Source organism: Pseudonocardia kujensis (genome assembly GCF_021283305.1).
Lineage (GTDB): Bacteria > Actinomycetota > Actinomycetes > Mycobacteriales > Pseudonocardiaceae > Pseudonocardia > Pseudonocardia kujensis.
The window spans coordinates 106,115-128,868 of record NZ_JAJSOK010000007.1; the positions used below are offsets into that span (position 1 = coordinate 106,115).

At 75.7% G+C, this 22,754-nt stretch carries 21 protein-coding genes; 13 read left to right on the top strand and 8 right to left on the bottom strand.

Annotated features, from left to right (window positions below; all coding sequences use genetic code 11):
• Positions 1-23 precede the first annotated feature (23 nt).
• From LWC35_RS07795 to rutA, 4 genes are read left to right on the top strand one after another with little or no spacing between them, the layout of a single operon-like run.
• Positions 24-1,631 (top strand): amidase, encoded by a 1,608-nt coding sequence (locus LWC35_RS07795; RefSeq protein ID WP_232869245.1) that lies wholly within the window; start codon positions 24-26, stop codon positions 1,629-1,631.
• Between the two features lie 59 nt (positions 1,632-1,690).
• A complete protein-coding gene (locus LWC35_RS07800; protein ID WP_232869247.1) occupies positions 1,691-3,124 on the top strand; it encodes an MmgE/PrpD family protein in 1,434 nt (477 codons plus the stop codon).
• Complete coding sequence (locus LWC35_RS07805; RefSeq protein ID WP_232869249.1) at positions 3,117-4,211, top strand: LLM class flavin-dependent oxidoreductase; 1,095 nt, start codon at positions 3,117-3,119, stop codon at positions 4,209-4,211. The genes LWC35_RS07800 and LWC35_RS07805 overlap by 8 nt, the downstream gene beginning before the upstream one ends.
• Positions 4,166-5,218, top strand: a complete 1,053-nt coding sequence (gene rutA, locus LWC35_RS07810; protein WP_232869250.1) for a pyrimidine utilization protein A — start codon at positions 4,166-4,168, stop codon at positions 5,216-5,218. The genes LWC35_RS07805 and rutA overlap by 46 nt, the downstream gene beginning before the upstream one ends.
• A 228-nt stretch (positions 5,219-5,446) precedes the next feature.
• Here the strand turns inward: rutA and LWC35_RS07815 are convergent, their stop codons facing one another.
• The gene (locus tag LWC35_RS07815) at positions 5,447-6,742 is read right to left on the bottom strand and encodes an NlpC/P60 family protein (protein ID WP_232869251.1); all 1,296 of its coding nucleotides are present in this window, start codon (positions 6,740-6,742) and stop codon (positions 5,447-5,449) included.
• Positions 6,743-7,095: 353 nt separating this feature from the next.
• On the bottom strand, positions 7,096-7,563 hold the full coding sequence (locus LWC35_RS07820; RefSeq protein ID WP_232869253.1) for a glycosyltransferase: 468 nt from the start codon (positions 7,561-7,563) through the stop codon (positions 7,096-7,098).
• Between the two features lie 104 nt (positions 7,564-7,667).
• Between LWC35_RS07820 and cobF the strand changes: the two genes are divergently transcribed.
• The 3 genes from cobF (at position 7,668) to LWC35_RS07835 (ending at position 10,820) form a co-directional block, all read left to right on the top strand.
• The gene (cobF, locus tag LWC35_RS07825; protein WP_232869255.1) at positions 7,668-8,450 is read left to right on the top strand and encodes a precorrin-6A synthase (deacetylating); all 783 of its coding nucleotides are present in this window, start codon (positions 7,668-7,670) and stop codon (positions 8,448-8,450) included.
• 36 nt (positions 8,451-8,486) lie between these two features.
• Complete coding sequence (locus LWC35_RS07830) at positions 8,487-9,980, top strand: AI-2E family transporter (protein ID WP_232869262.1); 1,494 nt, start codon at positions 8,487-8,489, stop codon at positions 9,978-9,980.
• A 186-nt stretch (positions 9,981-10,166) separates the two neighbouring features.
• On the top strand, positions 10,167-10,820 hold the full coding sequence (locus LWC35_RS07835) for an ATP-binding protein (RefSeq protein WP_232869264.1): 654 nt from the start codon (positions 10,167-10,169) through the stop codon (positions 10,818-10,820).
• A 16-nt stretch (positions 10,821-10,836) separates the two neighbouring features.
• Here LWC35_RS07835 and LWC35_RS07840 read toward each other — a convergent pair whose 3' ends face one another.
• Positions 10,837-11,469 (bottom strand): TetR/AcrR family transcriptional regulator, encoded by a 633-nt coding sequence (locus LWC35_RS07840; protein ID WP_232869265.1) that lies wholly within the window; start codon positions 11,467-11,469, stop codon positions 10,837-10,839.
• 96 nt (positions 11,470-11,565) lie between these two features.
• Here LWC35_RS07840 and LWC35_RS07845 point away from each other — a divergent pair, with 96 nt between their 5' ends.
• Entirely contained in the window at positions 11,566-12,201 is a 636-nt protein-coding gene (locus tag LWC35_RS07845) for a DUF5709 domain-containing protein (protein ID WP_232869267.1), read from the top strand.
• On the opposite strand, the gene LWC35_RS07850 is transcribed toward LWC35_RS07845, so the two are convergent.
• Together LWC35_RS07850 and LWC35_RS07855 are read right to left on the bottom strand one after the other, a co-directional pair.
• Positions 12,179-12,595 carry an SsgA family sporulation/cell division regulator gene (locus LWC35_RS07850; RefSeq protein ID WP_232869268.1) on the bottom strand — a complete coding sequence of 139 codons (417 nt, stop codon included), beginning with the start codon at positions 12,593-12,595 and terminating at the stop codon, positions 12,179-12,181. The two genes, LWC35_RS07845 and LWC35_RS07850, sit on opposite strands and share 23 nt — an antisense overlap.
• 153 nt (positions 12,596-12,748) lie before the next feature.
• Positions 12,749-13,213, bottom strand: coding sequence for a hypothetical protein (locus LWC35_RS07855; protein WP_232869270.1), 465 nt, complete (start codon positions 13,211-13,213; stop codon positions 12,749-12,751).
• Between the two features lie 162 nt (positions 13,214-13,375).
• Here LWC35_RS07855 and LWC35_RS07860 point away from each other — a divergent pair, with 162 nt between their 5' ends.
• A complete protein-coding gene (locus LWC35_RS07860; RefSeq protein WP_232869271.1) occupies positions 13,376-15,061 on the top strand; it encodes an AMP-binding protein in 1,686 nt (561 codons plus the stop codon).
• 191 nt (positions 15,062-15,252) lie between these two features.
• The gene (locus tag LWC35_RS07865) at positions 15,253-15,432 is read left to right on the top strand and encodes a hypothetical protein (protein ID WP_232869272.1); all 180 of its coding nucleotides are present in this window, start codon (positions 15,253-15,255) and stop codon (positions 15,430-15,432) included.
• Between the two features lie 15 nt (positions 15,433-15,447).
• Here LWC35_RS07865 and LWC35_RS07870 read toward each other — a convergent pair whose 3' ends face one another.
• Both LWC35_RS07870 and LWC35_RS07875 read right to left on the bottom strand, forming a co-directional pair.
• A complete protein-coding gene (locus LWC35_RS07870; RefSeq protein WP_232869273.1) occupies positions 15,448-16,164 on the bottom strand; it encodes a DUF4097 family beta strand repeat-containing protein in 717 nt (238 codons plus the stop codon).
• 72 nt (positions 16,165-16,236) lie between these two features.
• A complete protein-coding gene (locus tag LWC35_RS07875) occupies positions 16,237-16,872 on the bottom strand; it encodes a flavin reductase family protein (protein ID WP_232869275.1) in 636 nt (211 codons plus the stop codon).
• A 33-nt stretch (positions 16,873-16,905) separates the two neighbouring features.
• On the opposite strand from LWC35_RS07875, the gene LWC35_RS07880 reads away from it, so the two are divergent.
• On the top strand, positions 16,906-17,853 hold the full coding sequence (locus tag LWC35_RS07880) for a cobalamin biosynthesis protein (RefSeq protein ID WP_232869277.1): 948 nt from the start codon (positions 16,906-16,908) through the stop codon (positions 17,851-17,853).
• Positions 17,854-17,935: 82 nt separating this feature from the next.
• Here LWC35_RS07880 and LWC35_RS07885 read toward each other — a convergent pair whose 3' ends face one another.
• Entirely contained in the window at positions 17,936-18,850 is a 915-nt protein-coding gene (locus LWC35_RS07885) for an SURF1 family cytochrome oxidase biogenesis protein (RefSeq protein ID WP_232869278.1), read from the bottom strand.
• Between the two features lie 149 nt (positions 18,851-18,999).
• Here LWC35_RS07885 and LWC35_RS07890 point away from each other — a divergent pair, with 149 nt between their 5' ends.
• Both LWC35_RS07890 and LWC35_RS07895 read left to right on the top strand, forming a co-directional pair.
• Positions 19,000-20,529: a cobyric acid synthase gene (locus LWC35_RS07890; protein ID WP_232869280.1), complete on the top strand. Its 1,530-nt coding sequence runs from the start codon at positions 19,000-19,002 to the stop codon at positions 20,527-20,529.
• Positions 20,526-22,727, top strand: a complete 2,202-nt coding sequence (locus tag LWC35_RS07895) for a putative cobaltochelatase (protein ID WP_232869282.1) — start codon at positions 20,526-20,528, stop codon at positions 22,725-22,727. The genes LWC35_RS07890 and LWC35_RS07895 overlap by 4 nt, the downstream gene beginning before the upstream one ends.
• Positions 22,728-22,754 lie beyond the last annotated feature (27 nt).

Below are 22,754 nucleotides of genomic sequence, written 5' to 3' on the forward strand. Positions count from 1 at the left end.
CCCCGTACGAGGACGGGCGCCGCATGAGCTCGCCCGAGGAGCTCGGCGCGCTGGCGGCCCGGCTCGGCTACACCCTCGACCCGGCGCAGGTGAAGGACATGGCCGAGGCGGTGGCGGCCGCCGAGCCGGCCGCCGCCGCCCTGCGCGATCTGCCGGTGCGCCCGGAGACCGCCGACCCGTTCCGCGGGGAGGCCTGGCTGCGGGAACCGGTGCGCGACGCGACCGGCGACGGGCTCGACGCGGTCGCCGGGCTCGACCTCGACGGTGCCCCCGGGCTGCGTGCCACCGCGGCGCGGCTGCGGGGGAGCGGCCCGGCCTCCGCGCGCGTCGCCGCCGCCCTCGCCGGACTGGAACGCGTGCACGCCGAGCTGAACAGCACCATCCGGTTCCTGCACGGGCGGGCCGCGGAGCGCGCGGCCGCGGCGGACCGGCGGGAGACCCCGCGGCTGCTCGAGGGTGTGCCGTTCGCGGTCAAGGACGTGATCGACGTCGAGGGCGTCCCGACCACGGCGGCGTCGCGCACCCGGGCCGACGCCGGGCCCGCCGCGGCCTCGGCCGCGGTCGTCGCGCGGCTGGAGGCGCACGGCGCGATCCCGGTCTCGAAGGACGCCACCACCGAGTTCGCGGTCGGCGGGCCGCACCCGCCGCTGACCGGGGCGTGCCGCAACCCCTGGGACCGCGAGCGCTGGGCCGGCGGGTCGTCGACCGGCACGGCCGCGGCGGTGGCGGCCGGCGCCGTCCCGTTCGGCCTCGGGACGGACGTCGGCGGCTCGGTGCGGCTGCCCAGCGCCTGGTGCGGGCTCACCGGGCTCAAGCCGACGGCGGGCGCGATCCCGCGCACCGGCGTCGTCCCGCTGTCGTGGACCACCGAGACGGTCGGCCCGCTGGCCCGCGACGCCCGCACCGTGGCCCTGGTGTTCGCCCTGCTCCGCGGGCCCGACGGGGTCGACCCCCGGATGTCGGACGCGTGTCTGCGGCCGCCCGCGGACCTGCGCGGCCTGCGGGTCGCGGTGCCCGGCGGCTACCTCACCGAGCTCTGTGACGGTGCGGTCCGGGCGGGGGTCGACCAGCTGGTCGACGTCCTGGTCGACGCCGGCGCGGAGATCGTCCCCGGGGAGGTCCCGTCGGCCGAGCGGGCCCTGCCGATCGGCTACGAGATCGTGTTCACCGAGGCCGCAGCCCTGCACCGGATCGACACCGCGCGCTGGGGCGAGTACGACCCGGTGACCGTCAAGCGGATCAGCCAGGGGATCACCACCTCGGCGAGCGACTACCTGCGGGCCCTGCAGTTCCGCGCCGAGCTGCAGGCCGAGCTCGACGGCGTGTTCGCGGGCGCCGACCTCGTCGTCGTCCCGACGACGCCGGCCACGGCCCCGCGGCTGCCGGACTGCACCGTGACCGTCGACGGCGAGCAGTACCCGCTCTACGCCGCGCAGTCGCGCGCGACGATGCTCGGCAACCTCACCGGCGCCCCGGGCCTCGCCGTCCCGACCGGGTTCGCGCCCGACGGCTGCCCGGTCTCGGCGCTGCTCATCGCCCCGCCCCACGGCGAGGCGACCGCGCTGCGGGCGGCCCAGCTGTTCCAGGACCGCACCCACCACCACACGCGCACACCGCCCATCTCGGCCTGACCCCTTCCCAGCGCGCATACGTCTGACGTATCGTCCGCCCTCGACCAGGAGGCTCACCGATGACCCTCAGCCCGGAGAAGACCACCCCCGAGCCGACCACCCCGGCCGCGACCACTCCGACGCCGATCAGCACCGCGCTCGCCGGCCGGGTCGGCGAGTTCGCCGCCCGTGCCGCGCTGTCCGACGTGCCCGCCGAGGTCGTCGAGCGTGCCCGGCACCTGATCCTCGACGCGGTAGGGCTGGCCTTCGCGTCCACCGCCTACGGCTTCCCGACCGTCGCGCTCGAGGCGCTGTCCGCCTTCGGCGGCGGCACCCACCCGGTGCTCGGGATGGCGGAGCGGCTCTCGCCGCGCGACGCCGCGGTGCTCAACGGCGTGCTGATCCACGGCATGGACTTCGACGACACCCACATCCCGGCCGTCACGCACGTCTCCGCCGCGGCGCTGCCCGCCGCGATCTCCGCCGCCGTGAGCCGCGGCGCCACCACCGAGGACCTGCTGCTCGCCTACATCCTCGGTGTCGAGGTGTCCGCGCGCGTCGGGATGGGCGGCGCCGGCGGCTTCCACGACGTCGGCTTCCACCCGACCGCGGTCGCCGGCGCGTTCGGTGCCTCCGTGGCGGCCGGCAAGATCGCCGGGCTCGACGCCGACGGCCTGGCCGCGGCCCAGGGCGTCGTCGGGTCGATGAGCGCCGGGCTGCTGGAGTTCCTCGCCGACGGCGCCTGGACCAAGCGCCTGCACCCGGGCTGGGCGGCGATGTCCGGGCTGACCGCGGCGAGCTTCGCCAAGGCCGGCTGGAGCGGCCCGCCCGCGGTCTACGAGGGCCGGTTCGGGCTCTACAACACCCACCTCGCCGGGCGCGAGACCCACCCCGAGGCCGTCGGCGAGGCGCTGGGGGAGACCTGGGAGCTGGTGCGCACGGCCGTCAAGCCCTACCCGATCTGCCACTTCATCCACGCGTTCGCCGACTCGGTGCTCCTGCTGCGCCCGGAGATCGGCGAGGCAGGGATCAGGGAGATCCGCTGCGCGATCCACCCGGTGCCGGGCAAGGTCGTCTGCGAGCCGGCCGAGGCGAAGTGGGCCCCGCGCGACGAGTACGACGCCAAGTTCAGCCTGCCGTTCGTCGTCGCCGCGTCCCTGACCCGTGGGCGTTTCACGCTGGCCGAGCTGGAGGACGACGCCCTGGGCGACGCCGCGATCCTCGACCTCGCGCAGAAGGTGCGGGTCGCCGAGGACCCGGACAGCGCCTTCCCGGCCGCCTACTCGGGCGCCGTCGAGATCGAGCTGGCCGACGGGCGGGTGTTGCGGCACCGCGAGCAGGTCAACCGCGGGCACGACGAGCGCCCGCTCACCAACGACGAGGTCGTGGCCAAGTTCCGGGAGACCATCGGCCGGGTCGCCGACGCCGCGACCGCGGACCGGGTGCTCAACGCCGTGCTGTCGCTCGGCGACGGCACCGCGGCAGCCGACTTCGCCGAGGCGTGTCGTGCCTGACGGACGGGTGCAGGTCGGGGTCTTCCTGACCCACCAGCAGCCCGCCGGGCGGGACCCGGTCGAGGCGCTGGCGGAGCAGCTCTCGCTGGTGCGGGCGGCCCGCGACGGCGGGCTGGACTCGGTCTTCGCCGGCCAGCACCACCTCCCGGAGTCGTTCTCGCACATCCAGCCGCTGCCGTGGCTCGCCCGGCTCGCCGCCGACGCCGGGGACATGCGGATCGGCACCGGCATCCACCTGCTCGCGCTGCACAACCCCGTCGACACCGCGGAGAACTTCGCGAGCCTCGACGCGGTCTGCGGCGGCAGGTCGGTCTTCGGCGTCGGGCTGGGGTACCGGGAGGTCGAGTACGCCGCCTTCGGGATCCCGCCGGGGCAGAAGGTCCGACGTTTCGAGGAGAACCTGCGGATCGTCCGGGAGATGTGGTCGGGCGAGCCGGTGTACGCGGACAACGACTGGTGCAGGCTCGACGGCGTCCGCTCCACCACGCGACCCGCGGGCCGCCCGCCCGTCTGGATGGCGGCGAACTCCGACGCCGCCGTGAAGCGGGCCGCCCGGCTCGCCGACACCTGGATGATCAACCCCCACGCCACGACCGCGACCATCCGCCGCCAGCTCGACCTGTTCCGCGCCGAGCGGGCGGGCGCCGGCCGGGAACCGGCGCGCGAGCTGCCGCTGATGCGGGAGATCTACTGCGCGCCGACGCGGGAGCGGGCGGTCGAGCTGGCGCGGCCGTACCTCGCCGGGAAGTACAAGGTCTACTCCGACTGGGGCCAGGACCGTGTCATGCCGGTAAAGGAGTCGTTCGATCGGGATTTCGTGGAGCTCGCGGAGGACCGATTCGTGGTGGGCTCACCCGAGGACTGCCTCGCGGCGCTGCTGCCGTGGCGGGAGCTGGGCGTGGACCACTTCGTGCTGCGCACCGACTGGGCCGGCATGCCCGTCGGCGACGCCCTGGCCTCCGTCGAGCTGCTCGCCCGCGAGGTCGCCCCCGTACTCCGGCCCGCCCCGGCCGGCCCGACCCCCGAGAAGAAGGACACGTCATGGACTTCGGCGTCTTCATCCCCATCGCCAACAACGGCTGGCTGATCTCCGAGAACTCGCCCCAGTACATGCCCACGTTCGACCTGAACAAGCGCATCGTGCAGGAGGCGGAGGCGCAGGACTTCGCGTTCGCGCTGTCGATGATCAAGCTGCGCGGCTTCGGCGGCAAGGTCGAGTTCTGGGACCACGCGCTCGAGTCGTTCACGCTGATGGCGGGCCTGGCGGCCGTCACGGAGAAGATCAAGCTCTACGCCTCGACGGCGGTGCTCACGCTGCCGCCCGCGATGGTGGCCCGCATGGCGACGACCATCGACTCGATCGCGCCGGGCCGCTTCGGCATCAACATCGTGTCCGGCTGGGCCAGCGGCGAGTACACGCAGATGGGCCTGTGGCCGGGCGACGAGTACTACGGCTACCGCTACGACTACTCGACCGAGTACGTCCAGGTCATGCGGGAGCTGTGGGAGAAGGGCCGCAGCGACTTCAAGGGGCAGTACTTCCAGATGGAGGACTGCGTGCTCTCGCCGACGCCGAGCGGGCACATCGACATCGTCTGCGCCGGTCAGTCCGACCGCGGCATGCGGATGGTCGCCGAGCAGGGCGACTACAACTTCATCCTGAGCCCCGGTGTCAACGACCCCGAGGTCTATCGCGAGCCCACCCAGCGGCTGGCCAAGGCGGCCGAGCAGACCGGCCGGGACGTCGGGTCGCTCCCGTTGTTCATGGCGATCATGGCCGACACGGACGAGGAGGCCCGCGCCAAGTGGGACTCCTACCAGGCCGGGGCCGACGCCGGGGCGCTCGGCTACATGGCCGACGAGGGCGGCAAGGACAGCGGGACCGACTCGGGCGGCACCGCCAAGATGATCAACCTGCCGGAAGGGGCCGTGAACTTCAACATGGCCACCCTGGTCGGCAGCTACGAGACGGTCGCGCGGCAGATCGACCAGGTCGCGACGATGCCCGGTGTCAAGGGGATGATGTTCACCTTCGACGACTTCGAGAAGGGCGTCCACGACTTCGGCACGAAGGTGAAGCCGCTGCTGGGCTGAGCGGAGCGTGCGGAGCGAGCATCGACGCCGAGCGGAGCGTGCGGAGCGAGCATCGACGCCGAGCGGAGCGTGCGGAGCGAGCATCGACGCCGAGCGGAGCGTGCGGAGCGAGCATCGACGCCGAGCGGAGCGTGCGGAGCGAGCATCGACGCCGAGCAGTGCTCGGTCGCCGACCCCGGGGGCCCGGTCGCGCCGGGCGGGCCCCCGGGGCGGGGCCCGCGTCGCCCGTCAGACCCGGCGGGCGTTGTGGAACGGCATGTCCGCCATGTTCGAGATCTTCACCGGCTCGCCGCTGGTGCTGGCGTGCAGGATCTTGCCGCCGCCCATGTAGATGCCCACGTGGCTCACCGGCGAGTAGAAGAACACCAGGTCGCCGGGCTGCAGCTGGTCCTTGCTGACCGCGGTGCCGAAGGTCGACTGGGCCGCGGACGTGCGGGGGATGCTGATCCCGGCCTGCTTGAAGGCCCACGAGGTGAGGCCGGAGCAGTCGAAGGCGTTCGGGCCGCTGGCGCCCCACTGGTAGGGCACGCCGAGCTTGGTGCGGGCCGCGGCGAGGGCCTTCGCCCCGGCGCCGGTGGCCTGCCCGACGGCGTCGTCGACCGCGCCGCCGACCGCGTCGCCGACCGTGTCGCCGATGCCACCGGCCGCGGACTGCGCGGCCCGGCGCAGCGCGTTCCGCTGCTCGTCGGCCGCCTTCGCGGCCTCGGCCTTCTGGACCGCGGCGATGCCGGCGGCGTCGGCCTTCTCGAACACCTGCGGCAGCGTGCCCATGGCGGTGCCGAAGGCGGACCGCATCGAGCCGCCGACGGCGCCGGGACCGTCCTGCACGGCGGGCAGGACCTGGGTGGGCCGGTCGCCGCCCGCGGTGCCGGTGTCGTCGTCGCTGCTCGCGTCCGCGCCGCCGGTCAGCGTGGCGTCGGCCGCGGCCAGGCGGACCGCCGGGGAGTCGACGCCGGTGGCCTGGGCGATCTCGCCGCCCGGGGTCGGCAGGCCGGTGAGGACCGCGGTGGCGCCCATGACGGTCACGGTCGCCGCGGCCGCGACGGCCTTCGGCGAGCGGATCGCGGCGGTCAGGGCGGGGAGGACGCCGCTCGACGAGAGGCCGTCGCCGCCGCGGCCCGAGCCGAGGCCGGAGGTGAAGAAGGAGCCGGTGAGACCGGCGGGCGGCTCGTCGGCGGGGCGGTCCTGCGGCGCGGGGAGCGGCGCGGACCGCGCCGGCGCGGCCGGCGGGGCGATCGCGGACGGGGCCTCGTCGGTCCGGGGTCGCTCGGGGGCGCGCCCCTCGGCCGCGGGAACGCCGAGGGGGGAGGCCGGAGCCTCGTCCGCCCGGTCGGTCTCGGCGGCGCGGTCGGTCTCGGCGGCGCGCCGGGCCCGGCGGCCGCCGGACGGCGGGGCGGTGGACGAGGCCCTGAGCCGGGCGATCAGGTCCGCGGCGGACAGGCCCTGGCCGTCGGAGCGGTCCTCGGCACTGTGCCGGGAGCTCGGCACGAACACCGCGCGCGGTGCCACACACGTGTCGGACATGCATCGTTCCTCGCCGTCCGCGGGCGTGCGGGGAGCCGGGGAGCAACCGCGCCGCGCCTGCCCCGTGCCGGGGGTTGGGCGCCCGGGGGAGTGTCGGCGGGCAGGCAGGACGGGCCGACCGGGCGTGCCGGTGGACGTCGTTCCCACCGGCAGGAGTGACCGTAACCGTCCCGTGATCGCCGCGCGGGCCGAACGGCCCCCGGCGCGCCGAGCGGATGCCCCCGAGGGACGAGACGTCGTTTCCCGCCGTCGAAGCCGCTCGTGGCGATCCGGACGCAGGTCACGAGCCGGCCTCGACCGGCGAACGGGACGCCGCTCCCCGCGGACCGCACGGCGGGCGACGCCGGGCGGGATCACGGCGCGGGCGTGTAACGGTGCGCCGCGCCGGGTCGCTGCGGGACGTGCCGGCGCCCTGTCGGACCACGCGGCGGCCGTCCGGCGCGCAGAACCCGCCAACGGGTGCCGGTGCCCACGGGATGGGCGAGAGCGGACTCGTACACCTCGCGCAGGCGCGCCACCCAGCCGCCGGCCTCGAAGCGCTCGAGGGAGGGGGTGCGAGCCGCGCGGCCGAGCCGGATGCGCAGCGCGTCGTCGCGCGCCAGCTCGACGATCGCGGCGGCGATGGCGGCGGCGGTCAACGGGACCTGGCGCCCGACTTCGCGGGTCACGATCTCGGGCAGCCCGCCGACCCGGCTGACGACCGCGGGCACCCCGCCGGCCATCCCCCGCACCACGACGCCGGGCATGGTGTCGGTGCGAGTGGTGTGCAGCTGCAGGTCCGCGGCCCGGAGGAGCTCCCCGGGACACTCGCTCGAGATCACCCGGTCGGGTCCGCGACCCTACCCGTCCGGTCACGCCGGACGACCCGACGAGACCGGTCGGGCGGGCCGTCCGGCGGCGCCCCGCGCCCGCATAGGGTGTCCGGGTGCGCACGGTGTACGTGATCGGGATCGGCTCGGGGGACCCCGACCACCTCACATTGCAGGCGGTGGCGGCGCTGAGGCGTGTCGACGTCGTCTTCGTCATCGACAAGGGCGAGGTGAAGGAGGACCTCACCGCGCTGCGGACCGGGATCCTCGACCGGCACCTCGAGCCCGGGAGCTACCGGGTCGTCGAGGCCGCGGACCCCGAGCGGGACCGGAGGGCCGGCGCCGGGGAGGCGGGGCGGTCGGCGAGCTACACGGCCGCCGTCGTCGACTGGCAGGACCGGCGCGGCTCGCTCTACGCGTCGATGATCGAGGAGCTGGCCGACGGCGAGACCGGCGCCTTCCTCGTTTGGGGCGACCCGTCCCTCTACGACGGCACGCTGCGGCTGCTGGAGGACGTCGAGGGGATCGAGGTCGTCTCCTACCCCGGCATCTCCAGCGTGCAGGCGCTCGCGGCCGCGCACCGGCTGATCCTCAACCGGGTCGGGCGGCCCGTCCTCATCACCACCGGCCGCCGGATCGCGGCCGGGCTGCCCGCCGACGTCGACGACGTCGTGGTGATGCTCGACGGCGGCACCGCCTTCGCACGGTTGCCCGACGCCGAGGTCGCCGACGTGGAGGTGTACTGGGGGGCGTACGTGGGCAGCCCGGACGAGCTCCTCGTGTCCGGCCCGGTCCTCGAGGTCCGTGACGAGATCGTGAGGATCCGGGCGGAGGCACGGGAGCGCAAGGGCTGGATCATGGACACGTACCTGCTGCGGCGGCATCCCCGGGACCGCTGAGCGGGCCGACCGCGGGAGCGGGACGGGGGTGGCGGTGTGACCGACCGAGGCGCGTCGGGTCGTCCGGCGCGCGAGCCGCGCGGGCGTCCGGACCAGGAGGGGCGGGCGATCCCGGCGAACGGGGCCGGCCTCGGCAGGGCGGCCGTCGGCGGTGACCCCGACGCCGTCCGCAACGGGACCGCGGGCCGGGCCGGCCGGGCCCCCGACGGGGCCGTCGACGGGGCCGCCGACCGGGTCGTCGACGGGGTGGCCGACGGGGCCGCGGGGTCGCCCCTCGCCCCGCCCCCCGCGGCACCGGCACGGGTCACCCCGCCTCCGGACCGCGGGGCGGTGATCGGCGGCGGGCTGACCTGGCTGGCCACCTGGAGCTGGCGGATCCTGCTGATCGCGTTCGGCGCGATCCTGCTCGGGCTGGTGGTCGGCGCGCTCTGGCCGATCGTGTTCCCGGTGCTCCTCGGCGTGATCCTCGCGACCGTGCTGCGGCCCCCGGTCGGCTGGCTGGTCGCGCACCGGTTCCCGCCCGCGTTGGCCGCGCTGCTGGTCCTCGTCGCCGCGCTCGTGGTGCTCGGCGGGATCATCACCCTCATCGCACCCCAGGTGGCGGGGCAGTCGGACCAGATCGCGGCCGGCGTCACCGGCGGGTTGGGGCAGATCCAGCAGTGGGTGTCCGGGCCGCCGCTCAACCTGGGCGAGGGCCAGATCGGCGGGGTGCTCGAGTCGATCACCCGGCAGCTGCAGGCCAGCGCCTCGACGATCGCCGGCACCGTGCTCACCGGGGTGTCGGCGTTCGCGAACGGCCTGCTCAACATCGTGCTCGCCGTCGTGCTGGCCTTCTTCTTCGTCAAGGACGGCCCGCGCTTCCTCCCCTGGGTCACCCGCGTGACCGGCGCCCGCGCGGGCCGGCACGTCGCCGGCGTGCTGCAGCGCGCGTGGCGGACCCTCGGCGGCTTCATCCGCACGCAGGCGCTGGTGGCCTTCGTGGACGCCTTCTTCATCGGCCTCGGCCTGGTGCTCCTCGGCGTGCCGCTGGCGCTGCCGCTGGCCGTGCTGACCTTCTTCGGCGGTTTCGTCCCGATCGTCGGCGCGCTCGTCGCCGGGGCACTGTCGGTGCTGGTCGCGCTGGTGACCAAGGGCTTCACCACGGCGCTGATCGTGCTGGCGATCATCATCGCCGTGCAGCAGATCGAGGGGAACGTCCTGCAGCCGATCCTGCAGAGCCGCAGCCTCAACCTGCACGGCGCGGTCGTGCTGCTGGCCGTGACCGCGGGCGGGGCGATCTGGGGCATCGCCGGGGCCTTCCTCGCGGTGCCGGTCGCGGCCGTCGCGGCCGAGGTCCTGCGCTACGTCGGCGAGGAGATCGACCGGCGGGCCGGGGCACGGGGGACACCGCCGAGCGACGCCCCCGAGGGGCCGGACGGCGACGGGTCCGAGGCCGGGGAGCCCGCCGAAACCCCGGCGGACCCGACCGCGCGGATTCCCGCCGACGACGGCGGCCCCGGGCCGGTGCGCAGGCCCGCCCCGGAGGTCTGAGCCGGCCGGCGGCAGCGCTGTCGGCCACCCGGACGGGTGCTGCGGTCCGTCCGGAGGGCGTGCCGGCCGGGTGCCCGCGACGAGCGGTGGCGAGGGCTCGACCAGCGGTGTTTCCCGAAGGGCCGCGCGGGGCCATCCCCCAGGAGTCCGGCCGCACGCTCCCCGTACCGAGAGGCGCTGATCCTCATGACCTGCCCGGCACAGATCCCGCACCAGACCCGGCTCCCGGACGCCGACGTCACCGCGACCGAGCCGTTCGAGCCGACCAGCGACCCGGCCGCCGTGCTCGCCGAGGTGACCGGCGACGGCGACCGCGCCGAGGCCGACCTCACCGGCCTGGCCGACTCCGTCGAGTACGTCCACCGCAGCTGGCCCGCGAACCCCGCTCAGCTCAGCGTCATCCGCCGCGAGCTCCTCGGCTGGCTCGCGCCGCTGGGGCTGAGCACCGAGCAGCAGGACGACGTCGTGCTGGCGGTCGACGAGGCCGTCGCCAACGCCGTCCGGCACGCCTACCCGGAGGGCCGGCCCGGCGATGTCGAGCTCACCCTCTGGACCGAGGGCGAGGCGCTCTGCATCGAGATCACCGACCACGGCAGCTGGCGCCCCGCACAGGGCGAGGGCGGCACGGTCACCAGCGACGAGCGGGGCGGCCGGGGGATGCTGCTCATGCAGCACATGGTCGAGACCGTGCTCGTCCACTTCGACGGCCGCGGCAGCCGGGTCCTCCTGCGCCACAACTTCGGGCGGCCCGCCGAGGAGGGCGTGGGTGAGCACGGCGTGGGTGAGCACGGCGTCGGTGGGGCGGAGCCGATCGTGAGCGGGCCACGCCACGCCGGCTGACCGGCCTGGCTCGCCCTCAGCCCTCCGCGGCCGGGCCGAACAGGGCCCCGACCGCCCGCGTGACGTGCCCGACCACGACCTCGGGGTCGGCCCCGGCCACCGCCTCGCTGCGGATCACCTTGCGCAGCAGGGCGATTCCGAGCAGCCAGGCAAGGGCGAGCTCGGCGCGGAGGTCGGCGTCGGCCGGGTCGTCGGTGGCGACGAGCCGGGCGAGCGTGCCGCCGTACGCCACCCGCAGCGTCTCCCGGACCGTGGCGGCGGCGTCGGTGTTGCCGGCCGAGCGGAGGGTGGCGAGGAAGAGGGTGACGTCGTCGGCGGCCCCGTCGTCCGTGGCCAGGATCGCGGCCAGCGTGCGGGGAAGGACCTGGTCCGGTGGGCCGGCCTGCAGCAGCTCGAGCGCCTCCCCGGTCACGGCCTCCGCGAACAGGCCCTCCTTCGACCCGAAGTGCCGGAAGAGCAGGGCCTGGTTGACACCGGCGCGTTCGGCGACGGCACGCACCGTGGTGCCCTCGTAGCCCATGCCGGCGAACAGTTCCCGGCCGGCGGCCAGCAGCGCCCGGCGGGTGGCGGCGGAGTCCCGGGAACGGGCGGGCCGGGACGCGCCCGCCGGCCGGGCCGGGGCGCCCTGCGGGCCGCTGTCGCTGGTCATGCCCTATCGGACCACGCCGCGTGTGCGGAGGCGGCGTCCGGGGTAGGCGTGGACGTGGGCGTCATCGGCGCCCGGGAACGAGAGAAGCGGAGGATCATGGCGCAGCGCGAGAGCGACGAGCGGGGCATCGACACGTCGCCGGACCTGGCGGAGGCCCTCCAGCTCGGCAACGAGGAGACGCTGACGGGTCCGTCGGGCGCGGACCCGCTCGACGCCGGCTACGTGCCGGCCGACCGGCCCTACGGCGTCGACGACCCGACGGTGACGCCGGCGGGTCAGCGCGAGGGCGAGACGCTCGACGAGCGCCTGGCGCGCGAGGAGGCCGACGAGGACGAGGTCCGCGACACCACCCGCACCGGCCGGCTGGTCGCGCGCGACCCGGGCGCGGACGGCGAGGCCGTCGACGAGGACCCCGCGACCGGGGTCGAGGACGTCGGCGTGGACGGGGCGGCGGCGTCGGCCGAGGAGGCCGCGGTGCACGACCTGGACGAGGGGCTGGAGCCGGTGCTCGACGAGTCGCCGGTGGAGGATCCCGAGGTCGCGCGGTCGTTGGCCGAGGACCAGCGGCCGGGCGAGGCGGAGGACGACGCGATCCGCGACTACGCGGAGGAGACCGAGCCGCAGGAGCGGCCGAGCGCCGCCGCGCGGATCGATGCGGACCCGGACACGGGCGGCGTGCCCGGGGTCGACGGCGCGCGGGACGCGGGGGTCAGCCCTCGCAGCTCTGGGTGATCTGCTCGATCACCCGGTCGAGGTCCAGGACGGCCGACTCCTCACCGAGCGGGACCAGCTCCGCCGACGAGTCGACGAAGTGCCGCAGCAGGTCGCGGTCGACCTCGAGCACGGCGCGGCCGTCGGTGGAGCGGATCTCGATCTCGACGATGTCGTAGCCCTGGACGAGCTGGGGGCTCATCCGGATGTCGCCGTAGCCGGCCGGCCCGGACAGGGCGTCGACGACCAGGTCGCGCGCCACGAGCCACTCGACCCAGCGGTCCTGCCTGGTCCGGACGGCGAGGGTGACCGCGAACGGGTCGGTCGCGGTGTAGGTCCACCGCGTGACGACGGGCGCGGGCTGCCCGTGCAGCACGGTGAACATGTCCTGCTGGACCGAGTCGCTGGTCATCATGGCGTGGCTCCCTGGCGCTGGCCGTCCGGCGGTGTGGACGGCTCTCACGGGTGGAATCGGCGGCGCTCGTCGGAACGCAGCAGGTTCGCGACCCTTTCACCCGTTCTGGTGATCGGGTTCGCGACGGACGGCGGTGTCGTCGGACCGGACCCGTCAGCCGCGGGTGGCGGCGGACACGACCCAGATCCCCGTCGGCCCGGCCCGGACCGGCTGGACGAGCGTGACGTGCGCGGTGCCGCCCGACGGGTCGGTGAGATCGACCGAGCCCGGGGCGGTGGACGTCGGCTCGGGGTCGGTCCAGCCGTAGGTGGTGGTCGCGTAGCTGACCGCCACCTCCTCGGGGTCGAGCGTCCACGGCTGGGCGCCGCCGTCGACCCGGGTCTGCAGCTCCTGGGCCGCGGGCAGGTCGGTGACCGGCCAGAGCAGCGTCGTCCCGGTCGGCGCGGCCCGGGGGACGGTCGTCGACGGGTCGGGGGTCGCCGGGGCGGTCGTCTGCGGGGCCGGTGACGCGCCCGCCTGCTGGGCGGGCGGTGCACCACCTCCGCAGCCGGCGAGGAGCGCGGCCAGCGCCGCCCCCGCCAGGAGTCCGCCGGTCGTGCGCGCCCTCGCCCCGTCCACGTCCGGCACGCTAGCCCCGCCCGCAAGGCGGGCGGGGCCGACGCACCGCCACGTTCGAGGGGCGCGGCGGCCTCGCGGACCTGCCCGACCGGACGTGGCGCACCGGGCGATCTCGAATAGGGTTCCCGCAGAGCAGAGCCGCCGAATCCTGTGTGAGGTGCAATGTCCGACAGCAGCACGGCCTTCTACGCGGCGCGGGACTTCCTGCTCGCGCACCGCACGGACTACGACACCGCCGTGCGTGAGTTCCGCTGGCCCGAGCTCACGGAGTTCAACTGGGCGATCGACCACTTCGACGCCGTCGCGGCCGATCCGGAGCGCGGCGCCCGCAAGGCGCTGTGGATCATCGAGGCCGACGGCAGCGACGCGTCGTGGACCTTCGCCGAGCTCTCCGAGCGGTCCAACCGGGTGGCGAACTGGCTGCGTGAGCGGGGGGTCGCCCGCGGCGACCGCATCATCCTCATGCTGGCCAACCAGCTGGAGCTGTGGGAGACGCTGCTGGCGGCGATGAAGCTGGGTGCCGTCGTCATCCCGGCGACCACGCTGCTCACGGCCGAGGACCTGCGCGACCGGGTCGACCGGGGCAACGCGAAGCACGTGATCGTGGGCAAGGACGACGCGGCGAAGTTCGACGACGTCCCCGGCGACTACACCCGGATCTCCGTCCGGGGCGCGCCGAAGGGCTGGGAGGACTACGCCGAGGCCTACGAGAAGTCCGCCGTCTTCGCGCCGGACGGGCCGACGCAGGCCACGGACACCCTGCTGCTCTACTTCACCTCGGGCACCACGGCCAAGCCGAAGCTCGTCGAGCACACGCACCAGAGCTACCCGGTCGGCCACCTGTCGACGATGTACTGGATCGGGCTCGAGCCCGGCGACGTCCACCTCAACATCTCCTCGCCCGGCTGGGCCAAGCACGCGTGGTCGAATGTGTTCGCGCCCTGGCTGGCCGAGGCGACCGTGCTCGTCATGAACTACACGAAGTTCGACGCGTCGAACCTGCTGGGCGTGCTCGACAAGTTCGGCGTCACGAGCTTCTGCGCGCCGCCGACGGTGTGGCGGATGCTGATCCAGGCCGACCTGTCCGGGCTCGGCACGCCGCCGACCAAGGTCGTCGGCGCCGGCGAGCCGCTCAACCCCGAGGTGATCGAGCAGGTCGAGAAGGCCTGGGGGCTGAAGATCCGCGACGGGTTCGGGCAGACCGAGTCGAGCGTCCAGATCGCGAACCCTCCCGGCTCGCCGATCAAGCCGGGCTCCATGGGCCGGCCGATGCCGGGCTTCCCGATCGCGCTGATCGACCCCGCGACGGGGGAGAAGGCCGACGAGGGCGAGATCTGCATCGACCTCTCGCAGCGGCCGATCGGGCTCATGGTGGGCTACAAGGACGACCCGGAGCGCAACGCCGAGGCGATGGCCGGCGGGTACTACCACACCGGCGACGTCGGCTCCCGGGACGCGGACGGCTACATCACCTACGTCGGCCGGGCCGACGACGTCTTCAAGGCCTCCGACTACCGGATCAGCCCGTTCGAGCTGGAGAGCGTGCTGATCGAGCACCCGGCCGTGGCCGAGGCCGCGATCGTGCCCTCGCCGGACCCGGTGCGCCTGGCCGTGCCGAAGGCCTACGTGGTGCTGGCCGCGGGCTACGAGCCGAACGAGGAGACCGCGAAGGACATCCTGCAGTTCGCGCGGGACAACCTCGCCCCGTACAAGCGGATCCGGCGGCTGGAGTTCCACGAGCTGCCCAAGACGATCTCCGGCAAGATCCGCCGCGTGGAGCTGCGGGGGCGCGAGGGCGAGCTGCACGCCGACCCGTCCGCGACGCCGTCGGGCGAGTTCACCCTCTAGTACGGGGCGGCCGGGCGGGTCCCCGCCCGGCCGTCGGGTACTGATTCGGTCGGGCCGTGCCGAGGGGCACGGCGCGCGCGACGGCGGTCCCCGCCGTCGGGTCGCCGCCCTCACCGGCGGCGGCGCAGGACCGGATCGTGGAGGGTGCAATGGCTGCAGGCGACGGGACGTACACGCCCGGGAGCGGACCGATGGCAGGTGTGCTGGCGGACATGCCCGACGTCGTCGGCCGCCTGCTCGCCGAGCACGTACCGGACCGCCGCGGCCGGTGCTCCGCCTGCCGCAACGCCGGGTCGGGCGTCGTGTGGCCGTGCACGCTGCACCAGATCGCGACCCGCGCCGCCGACCTGCACGCCCGCGGGGCGCGGTGACAGGTCGCGGCCGGCTCAGGCGGGGGCGAGGACGACGTCGCCGACCTCGGTCCGCAGGTCCAGCACGCGGTCGGCCGCCGGCTCGTCCGGGACCCGGAGCGACATCTCGCCGAGGTCGGTGTGCGCCGTCACCCGGTACGTCGCCCGGGGCACGACGACGGTGATGTCGCCGCGCTGGCTCTCCGCCCGGACGCTGGCCGGGGTGACGAGGCCGAGCGTGACGTCGCCGTTGCGGGTCTGCGCCAGCACGTCGCCGTCGCGCAGCGTCCGCCCGGTGATCGTGCCGTTGCCGGTGCGCGCCCGGGCGGGGCCGGTCACACCGTCGAGGGTGATCCCGCCGGCCTCGGTCGCGACGTCGACGGGCCCGACCTGGGTGAGCGTGAGGCCGCCGGCCTGGGTCCCCCCGGTGACCGGCAGCCCGGCGGGGACGTGCACGGTGTACTCGGCCGCGCAGTCGTCGCCGCAGCTGCCGAGGACGAGGACCCCGCCCTCCAGGTGGTGGCTCGGTCCGGTGGGCGTCGCGCCGCGGTAGGTGACGGTCCGTTCGAGCGAGGCGCCGCCGTCGCCGACCACGGTGATCCCGCCGGCCTGGTTGTCGATCCGGATCTCGGTGACCGAGGGGTCGAGCGCCGCCCCGTCCCGGGCCGTCTGCCCGGTACCGACGCCGCACCCGGCCACCGTCGCCGCCGCGGCCAGCACGCCCGCGGCCGCCCGCACACCCCACCGGCCCATGAGTCCCCCTCCCGGCACCGCCCCCTTCGGACGGTAGGGCTGCCGGCAGGACCGTGACCAGGGACGTTCGGCTCAGTCCTCGCTGCGGAAGTGGCCCGGCCAGTCCTCGTACGGGATGCGGGTGATGTCGAGGACCTTGCCGATCGTCGACCACTCGTTGCGGCCCAGCCGGGCGAGCGGACGCAGCCGCTCGATCGACGGCAGGCTGTGGCCGCGGGCGTCGGTCTCGAAGACGTCCGAGTCGATCGCCGCGTGCAGGACCCGGCCGATCACGACGGTCGAGTCGCCGAGCTCGAGGGCCTGCTCGAGCCGGCACTCCAGCGCGACCGGGGACTCCTTGACCCGCGGCGGGGCGACGGTCGCGCTCGGCTCCGCGGTGAGCCCGACCTCGGCGAACTCGGACAGGTGGGCGGGGAAGTCCGTGCCGGTCGCGTTGATCCGCTCGAACATGGCCTCGTTGGCGAGGCAGACCACGAACTCGCCGGTCTCGGTGGCGTTGCGCAGCGAGTCCTTCTTCCCGACGGACGTGAACTGCACCATGGGCGGGTCGACGCAGGAGACCGTGAAGAACGAGTGCGGGGCGAGGTTGTCGACGCCCGCGGCCGACCGGGTCGAGACCCAGGCGATGGGCCGGGGGACGACGACGCTGGTCAGGACCTTGTAGAAGCGGCCGTGCCCGAGCTCGCCGGGGTCGATGTCCGTGCGCATGCACCGATCATCCCCCGGGCTACGGTGACCGGCATGCGGCGCGGTCCCCTCCACCGGTTCCCCGGCTCCGAGCGGGCCTGCGGCCTGGCGCTCGGGGTGGCGGCGGACCTCCTCCTCGCCGACCCGCGCCGCGGGCACCCGGTGGCGGGCTTCGGCCGGCTCGCCGCGGGCCTCGAACGCCGGCTGTACGCCGACTCGCGCCGCGCCGGCGCCGCCTACACCGCGGCGCTGGTCGCGGGTGCGGTGGCGGCCGGAATGGCGGGGGAGCGGCTCGTCGGGTCCCGGGTCCTGCCGACCGCGGTGGCGACCTGGGCCGTGCTCGGCGGCACCTCGCTCGTGCGGGAGGGGGCTGCGCTCGGGAGGTCGCTGGAGCAGGGCGACCTCGAGGCCGCGCGGGCCCGGATCCCGCACCTCTGCGCCCGCGACCCCGCCCTGCTCGACGCGGCCGGGATGGCGCGGGCCGGCGTGGAGTCGTTGGCCGAGAACACGTCCGACGCCGTGGTGGCGCCCCTGTTCTGGGGCGCGGTGGCCGGCGTACCGGGCCTGCTGGGGTACCGCGCGGTCAACACCCTGGACGCGATGGTGGGGTACCGCTCGCCGCGCTACACCCGCTTCGGCTGGGCGTCGGCGCGCCTCGACGACCTCGCGAACCTCGCACCGGCCCGGCTGGCCGCGGTGCTCACGGCGGCTGCGGCACCGCTGGTCGGCGGCCGCCCCGGCGCGGCGGTGACGGCCTGGCGCCGCGACGCCCGCGAGCACCCCAGCCCCAACGCGGGCCCGGTGGAGGCCGCCGCCGCGGGCGCGCTCGGCGTGCGGCTGGGCGGGCGGACGGAGTACCCCTACGGCGCCGAGGACCGTCCGTCCCTGGGCCGGGGCCCCGCCCCGGTCCCCGCCGACCTCGTCCGCGCCGCCCGCCTCTCCCGCGCCGTCGGCCTGCTGGCGGCGGGGGTGGCGGTGGCGGTGGCGCTGCTGCGACGGTGAGCCGTCCGTGACCGTCAGGAGCTGAGGATCCCGCCGGGACCCGCCAGGAACCCCGGGCGCCTTCTCGCCGGCGCCAGGCCGCTCAGCGGGAGGCCGGGGTGTCGCGGTCGCCGGTGCCGGGCCGGTCGGAGCGGCGGGTCGGGTCGGCCGGGTCGTCGGCATCGACGGCGTCGGCGGCGTCGGCGGCGTCGGCGGCGTCGGCGGCGGGGTCGAGGTCGCGACCGGCGAGCGCGTCGCGCAGGCTCGCCTTCCGCTCCCTCCTCCCGCGCCGCTGCAGCACCTCGAGGCGGATGAAGTAGCCGAGCGCGATGATCGCGATCGCGCCGAAGGTCAGCCACTGCAGGGCGTAGGAGCCGTTGGTGAACGGCGCCGCGGTGGTGGCGGGCGTGACCGGGATCGGCGTCAGGACCCCCGGCTGGCCCGCGGCGAGCTGCACGTACCCCTCGACCATGTCGGGCGTGCCGGTCGCCTTCGCCAGCTGCCGGGAGTCCGCGGCGTAGATCTGCAGGTGGCCGCCCTCGGTCAGCGGCGCGCGACCGGTGGTGTCGGTCTCGTCGACGCGCAGCCGTCCGGTGAGGGTCACCGGGCCCGCCGGCGCGGCGGGATAGTCGGGGACGGCCTGGCCGTCGCTCGTGGTGATCGAGCCGCGGTCGACGGCCACGGTGCGGCCGTCGTCGAGCCGGACGGGGGTGAGCACCTCGGAGGCGGGCTTGCCGTCGACGACCCGCAGCCGGACGAGCGCCTCGGCCTGGGGGAGGTACGTGCCGGAGAGCGTGACCTGCCGCCACTCCTCGCCCGGGGCGATCTCGGAACCCGGGACGAGCTGGGCGAACGGGACCGGCGGGGTGGTGTTGGCGACGTCGATCGCGTGCTGCTGCGCCTGGCGCTGCTCCTCACGCCCGAACTGCCACGGGGCCAGCAGCGTGTAGCACGCCACGGCGAACCCGATGACGACCACCACGAAGGCGATCCAGCCCGGCCGCAGCAGGAAGCGCATGCCCCTACGGTAGGCGCCCCGCGGTCGTGGGGTGCCGCCGCCTCGGCGCCCGCTCCGCCGCGGGCACCACCGGTACCCGGGTGGGCGACCTCGGGATCCGGGGCACCCCGCCGGGCCTCTGCCGGTCGTTCTGCCGGAGACTGCTCGCCGTGGAACCGAGCGGTGCCCTGCTGGTGGCGGGTACGACGTCCGACGCCGGCAAGAGCGCCCTGGTCGCGGGCCTCTGCCGCTGGTTGCATCGGCGCGGGGTGTCCGTCGCCCCGTTCAAGGCCCAGAACATGAGCAACAACTCCGTCGTCACCGTCGACGGCGGGGAGATCGGCCGGGCCCAGGCGATGCAGGCGCACGCGTGCGGCCTCGAGCCGAGCGTCGCGTTCAACCCCGTGCTGCTCAAGCCGGGCAGCGACCGGACCTCGCAGGTGGTGGTCCGCGGCCGGGCCGACGGGCACGTCTCCGCCCTGTCCTACCGGACCCGGACCGCCGCGCTGCTCGAGGTGGTCACGCAGACCCTGGCCGATCTGCGCCGCCGGTTCGACGTCGTGGTCTGCGAGGGCGCCGGCTCGCCGGCCGAGATCAACCTGCGCGCCACCGACCTCGCCAACATGGGTCTCGCGCAGGCCGCGGACCTGCCGGTGGTCGTGGTGGGGGACATCGACCGGGGTGGCGTGCTCGCCCACCTGTTCGGCACCGTCGCCGTCCTCGACCCCGCCGACCAGGCCCGGATCGCCGGGTTCGTGATCAACAAGTTCCGCGGCGATCCCGCCCTGCTCGCGCCGGGCCTCGACCAGCTGCGGGAGCTGACCGGACGGCCGACCTTCGGGGTGGTGCCCTGGTCGGACCGGCTGTGGCTCGACGCCGAGGACTCCCTGTCCGCGGTCGCCGACGGGGTGCTCGGCCGCCCGGCCCCGCCGCTGGGCGAGCAGTGGCTGCGGGTCGCGGTGGTCCGGTTGCCGAGGATCTCCAACGCGCCCGACGCCGAGGCCCTGGCCTGCGAGCCCGGCGTCGCGGTGCGGTACGTGACCGAGCCGTCGCGCCTGCTCGACGCCGACGTCGTCGTCCTGCCCGGGTCCAAGGCGACCGTCTCGGACCTGGCCTGGCTGCGGGCGTCGGGTCTGGCCGACGCGATCGCCGCGCACGCCGCCGAGGGCAAGCCGGTCCTCGGGATCTGCGGCGGCTACCAGATGCTCGGCACGCGGATCACCGATCCGGGCGTGGAGGTGCCGGGCGGCGCCAACGTCGCCGGCCTCGGGCTGCTGGACCTGGAGATCGCGTTCGACGCCGAGAAGCACCTCGGCACCCCCACCGGCACGGCGCTCGGCGAGCCCGTGCGCGGCTACGAGATCCACCACGGCCGGGTCGTGCGCTCCGGCGACCCCGATCTGCTCGACGGCGAGGGTTCCGACGCGGGCGGTGTGCTCGGCACGCACTGGCACGGCCTGCTGGAGAACGACTCCTTCCGCCGCGTGCTGCTGGCCCGGCTCGCCGAACAGTCAGGTCGGTCCGGGTTCCGCCCGGCGCCCGACACGTCCTTCGCCGCCGAGCGCACCGCCCAGCTCGACCTGCTCGCGGACCTCGTCGAGCAGCACCTGGACACGGCCGCACTTGAGCATGTGATCAATCACGGTGCTCCCGGCGATCTCCCGGTGCTGGCGACCGGTCTGGCAGAGTCGCGCCGGTGAGCAGCGGTACCGCCTTCCCCTTCTCCGCGGTCGTCGGGCACGACGACCTGCGGCTGGCCCTGGTCCTCAACGCCGTGCACCCCGGTGTCGGCGGGGTGCTGGTGCGCGGTGAGAAGGGGACCGCCAAGTCGACGGCGGTGCGGGCGCTCGCGGCCCTGCTGCCGGCGGTCGAGGTCGTCGAGGGCTGCCGCTTCGGCTGCGACCCCGCCGCGCCCGATCCGTCCTGCCCCGACGCGCCCCACGCCGGCGGCTCCACGACGCGACCCGCCCGGCTCGTCGAGCTGCCGGTGGGCACCACCGAGGACCGGCTGGTCGGCTCGCTCGACCTGGAGAAGGCGCTGTCCGAGGGCACCCGCGCCTACCAGCCCGGCCTGCTGGCCGAGGCGCACCGCGGCGTCCTCTACGTCGACGAGGTCAACCTGCTGCACGACCACCTCGTCGACCTGCTGCTCGACGCGGCGGCGATGGGCCGCGCGCACGTCGAGCGCGACGGCGTCTCGGTCTCGCACGCGGCGCGGTTCCTGCTGGTCGGGACCATGAACCCGGAGGAGGGGGAGCTGCGGCCGCAGCTGCTGGACCGGTTCGGGCTGACCGTCGAGGTCAAGGCCGCGCGCCAGGTCGACACCCGCGTCGAGGTCGTCCGGCGGCGGATGGCGTTCGAGGCCGACCCGGCCGGGTTCGCGGCGACCTGGGCCGCGGCCGACGCCGAGGTCGCGGCGCGGATCGTCGCCGCCCGGGACCGGGTCGAGGCCGTGCGGCTGAGCGACCGGGAGCTGCGGCGGATCGCCTTCGTGTGCGCCCGGTTCGACGTCGACGGCATGCGCGCCGACCTCGTCATCGCCCGGACCGCGGTGGCCCACGCCGCCTGGCGTGGCGCCCACGCCGTCGGGGAGGACGACGTACGGGTCGCGGCGCGGCTCGCCCTGCCGCACCGGCGCCGCCGGGACCCCTTCGACGAGCCGGGGATCGACGAGAAGGACCTCGAGGAGGCCCTGCGCGACGCCGAGGAGGACCTCGGTCCGGAGGACCCGCCCGACCCGGACGACGACCCGGGCGGCGGGGAGCCCGACGGGCCGGGCGACCCGACCGACGACCCGGACGACCCACCCGCCGCGGACGAGGGCTCCGACGCCGAGGCCGGTCCGGACGCGGGCCGGCCCGCACCGACCCCGCCCCGCGGTGCCGCCGACCCCGGTGATGGTCCCGAGCCGGCCGACCCCGCCCCGCGCTCCGACCCCGGATCGCGCTCCGACCCCGCCTCGCGCCCCGACCCCGCCTCGCGCCCCGACGCCGGCTCGCGCCCCGACGCCGCCGGGGCGGTCGAGACCCCGCAGGGCCGCCCGGAGGTCATGGGCGCGGGCAGCGCGATGCCCGTCGGCGCCCCCGCCCGGCTGAGCCGGGTCGCCGCGCGCCGGTTCACCGTGCCCGGCGTCGGCGACGGTGCACCCGGCCGCCGCTCGCGTGCCCGCACCGACACCGGTCGTGTCGTCCGGTCCTCCGACGCCACCCCGCGCCGGGCCGCCGACCTGCACCTCCCCGCGACGATCGCGGCCGCCGCGCCGTTCCAGCGGGAACGCGGGCGACGTGGCCCGGGCCTGCTGCTGCAGCGCGCCGACCTGCGCGCGGCGCTGCGCGAGGGCCGCGAGGGGAACCTCGTGCTGTTCGTCGTCGACGCCTCGGGCTCGATGGCCGCCCGCAAGCGGATGGCCACGGTCTCCGGCGCGGTCCTGGCCCTGCTGCGCGACGCCTACCAGCGCCGGGACAAGGTCGGCCTGGTGACCTTCCGCTCCGCCGGCGCCGAGCTGGTCCTCCCGCCGACGACGAGCGTGCCGACCGCCCAGGTCCGGATGGCCGCCATGCGCACCGGCGGCCGTACCCCGCTGGCCGACGGCCTGCTGCTCGCCCGCCGCACCCTCGCCGCCGAGCGGGTGCGGGACCCGCGGCGCCGGCCGCTCGTCGTCCTGCTGACGGACGGGCGGGCCACGGTCGCCACCCGGCCGTTCGGCGATCCCGTCGCCGACGCGCGGCGCGCGGCCGGCCTGCTCGCCGCCGACGGCGTGCACACCGTGGTGGTCGACTGCGAGTCCGGCTTCGTGAAGCTGGGCCTCGCCGGGCAGGTCGCCGCGGCCGCCGGCGCCCCCGTGATCACGGTGGACGAGCTGACCGTCGCGGACCTGACCGCCGCGGCCGGCGCCTGACCCACCCGACCGAGCAGAGCACCGAAC